General features: G+C 39.7%; 3 protein-coding genes. All 3 read right to left on the reverse strand.

All coding sequences use genetic code 11. The features are described from left to right. A partial coding sequence (locus K6D58_RS04465) for an NAD(P)-dependent oxidoreductase (protein WP_296828060.1) occupies window positions 1-563 on the reverse strand: 563 nt, incomplete at its 3' end. A 10-nt stretch (window positions 564-573) separates the two neighbouring features. Next, window positions 574-1,695 carry a 3-phosphoserine/phosphohydroxythreonine transaminase gene (serC, locus tag K6D58_RS04470; protein WP_296828062.1) on the reverse strand — a complete coding sequence of 374 codons (1,122 nt, stop codon included), beginning with the start codon at window positions 1,693-1,695 and terminating at the stop codon, window positions 574-576. Window positions 1,696-1,733: 38 nt separating this feature from the next. Continuing rightward, window positions 1,734-2,357, reverse strand: coding sequence for a winged-helix domain-containing protein (locus tag K6D58_RS04475; RefSeq protein WP_296828064.1), 624 nt, complete (start codon window positions 2,355-2,357; stop codon window positions 1,734-1,736). Between the last annotated feature and the right edge of the window lie 334 nt (window positions 2,358-2,691).

The following is a 2,691-nucleotide window of genomic DNA, read 5'->3' on the forward strand; positions in this document are numbered from 1 at the left end:
GTTTCTGCATGCTTTACTTCTGATTTAAGGGACCAGGCTGCATCTACAGAAAGGAATGGGTCGTAACCGATTACATTCATTCCCATTTCAATAGCAGTGTTGGCAACCATTGCACCGATTGCACCAAGACCGATAACGCCAAGAGTTTTTCCCTTAACTTCCTGTCCGATAAAGTTTTTCTTGCCTTTTTCTGCAAGAGAAGCGATTTCTGCACCCTTGCCTTTAAGTTCTGTGTTAACCCAGTTGTTTGCTGCAATTACAGGACGGCTTGCAAGAAGAAGACTCATGATTACAAGTTCTTTTACAGCGTTGGCATTTGCACCTGGTGTATTGAAAACTACAACACCCTTCTGTGCCAGGTCTTTAAATGGAATATTGTTAACGCCTGCACCTGCACGGGCAATAGCTTTTACAGTTGGATTAAGTTCCATGCTGAGCATGTCGTGTGAACGAACAAGAATTGCATCAGGATTCATGATTTCGCTGGCGATTTCATAATCATCCCTTGAGAATTTATCAAGCCCGATTGCACTGATACGGTCTAATGTCTGAATTTTATACATCTTTTACTCCTTAGTTTGCTGCTGCAAATTTTTTCATGAATTCAACAAGGGCTTTAACACCATCAAGTGTCATTGCGTTGTAAATTGAAGCACGCATTCCGCCAACAAGACGGTGACCCTTAAGGTTTACAAGACCAGCAGCAGCAGCTTCTTTTACGAACTTGTCGTTGATTTCTTTTTCTTTAGCTGCTGCAGCTTCATCATCAGCTGCGTGGTCAGAATATTTTGTAAGGAATGGAACGTTCATAAGTGAGCGGCTTCCCTTTTCTGTAGTTGCATGATAGAAGTCTGAGTTATCAAGGAAGTCATAAAGGTAGTTTGCTTTTTCTACGTTAAGCTTGTTGATACCTGCTGCACCACCATTCTTTTCGATCCAGTGAAGAACCTTGTCCAGAACGTAGATTGTGTAGCATGGAGGTGTGTTGTACATGGAACCATTATCTGCATGTGTTTTGTATGTAAGCATTGTAGGTGTTCCTGCACGTGGAGTTTCTGTAATAAGGTCTTCGCGGATGATTACAAGTGTAACACCTGCTGGAGCAAGGTTTTTCTGTGCACCTGCAAAGAGAAGTCCAAACTTAGAAACGTCAAGTTCTTCAGAAAGAACACATGAAGAAATGTCAGCTACGAGAGGAATGTTTCCTGTTTCCGGAATGTATTCGTAGTGAGTTCCCATGATTGTGTTGTTAAAGCAGATGTAAGCGTAATCGTAGTCACCTTCGATTTTTTCTACTTTAGGGATGTATGAATAGTTCTTGTCTTTTGAAGAAGCAATTGTTGTTACTTCAATACCAAGTTTAGCAGCTTCCTGAGCAGCTTTTTTTGCCCATACACCAGTTTCGATGTAAGCAGCTTTTCCTGTGTGAATACCAAGGTTTTCTGCAACCATTGCAAACTGAGTAGAACCTCCACCCTGTACAAAAAGAATCTTATAGTTTTCTGGAACCTTCATAAGTTTGCGGATCATTGCTTCTGCATCTTCAATGATTGGTTCATATGCCTTTGAACGGTGGCTCATTTCCATTACGGACTGACCTGTTCCATTGTAGTCAAGCATTTCTGCTGCGCATTCTTTTAATACTTCTTCTGGCAGGCAAGATGGACCTGCACTGAAATTGTAGACTCTGCTCATAATTTTTCTCCTTTGAAAAAAATAAAATATCATTTCGGCTAAAAACAGCCGTTGTTTCCTGCACTCAGGTTTTCCAGGGCTGTAAGAAGACAAACGTTTTCTACAGCAACTGTTTTAGGAAGGGTAAGCACTGAAGAAGTGTAGTTTACGATTCCCTTGATTCCGCATTGGGCAAGACGACTTGCCAGGCTTTGGGCTTCATCACCTTCTGCTGTAAGAATGGCATATTTAATGTCTTCTGAGCGGATGATGCTTTCCAGCAGTGTGGTAGGGTGAAGTGGAAAAGAAGACTGAAGTACTTCTGTTCTGTTTACGTTGGAATCAAATCCTGCCACAATTTTAAATGGTGAATCATAGAGTGAATTGTCATCCAGCAGAACCTGTCCCATTCTGTTAAGACCGATAATGCAGCACTTCTGTTTATTGCTGTCGGTACATACAAGTTCCTGAAGGGCGGCTTTAAGTTCCTGAACTTTATATCCGTTACTTGCACCGCAGTGAAGGTTCAGCATGGAAATGTCCCTGCGTATTGCAGCAGCTGTCCATCCTGTAAGCTCCTGAATCTTCTGGGAAGTAATTGTTCTTTCTTTATAAGTAGATAGAAGTCTTCCTAAAAGTACCAGTCTTTTTTTTGAAGGTCCCGGTATAACAGTAGTTTTCATCACAATTCCCTATGATATTCAGCCTGTGTGAAATTATTCACGCAATTATTACTGAATATAGAATCATTTTACATAGCCGATTTTTTTAAGTCCATCAGCTTAAAATACATAAAAGTGTATAATTTTCTGTTTTACTTTATGTTTGTATAGGTAAATTGTAAAAATCGGTACTTTCTGTGATATATTTCACATTAACCACCACTATTCAGAGGGATTTACTGTGATAGAATTCACAATTATATAACTTAATTGATTCCCTGTTTTCTCATGTTCAGGGGGGATAAAATATTTTTCTATATTTTTCTTCGATAAAAATTTTTCATTAAGCTTTTTA

The sequence above is a fragment of the Treponema sp. genome, from assembly GCF_024696245.1.
Lineage (GTDB): Bacteria > Spirochaetota > Spirochaetia > Treponematales > Treponemataceae > Treponema_D.

What these genes read in the sequence shown, in the direction of transcription:
- serC (WP_296828062.1), bottom strand. Translation starts at nt 1,695, where the DNA reads ATGAGCAGAGTCTACAATTTCAGTGCAGGTCCATCTTGCCTGCCAGAA.
- K6D58_RS04475 (WP_296828064.1), bottom strand. Translation starts at nt 2,357, where the DNA reads ATGAAAACTACTGTTATACCGGGACCTTCAAAAAAAAGACTGGTACTT.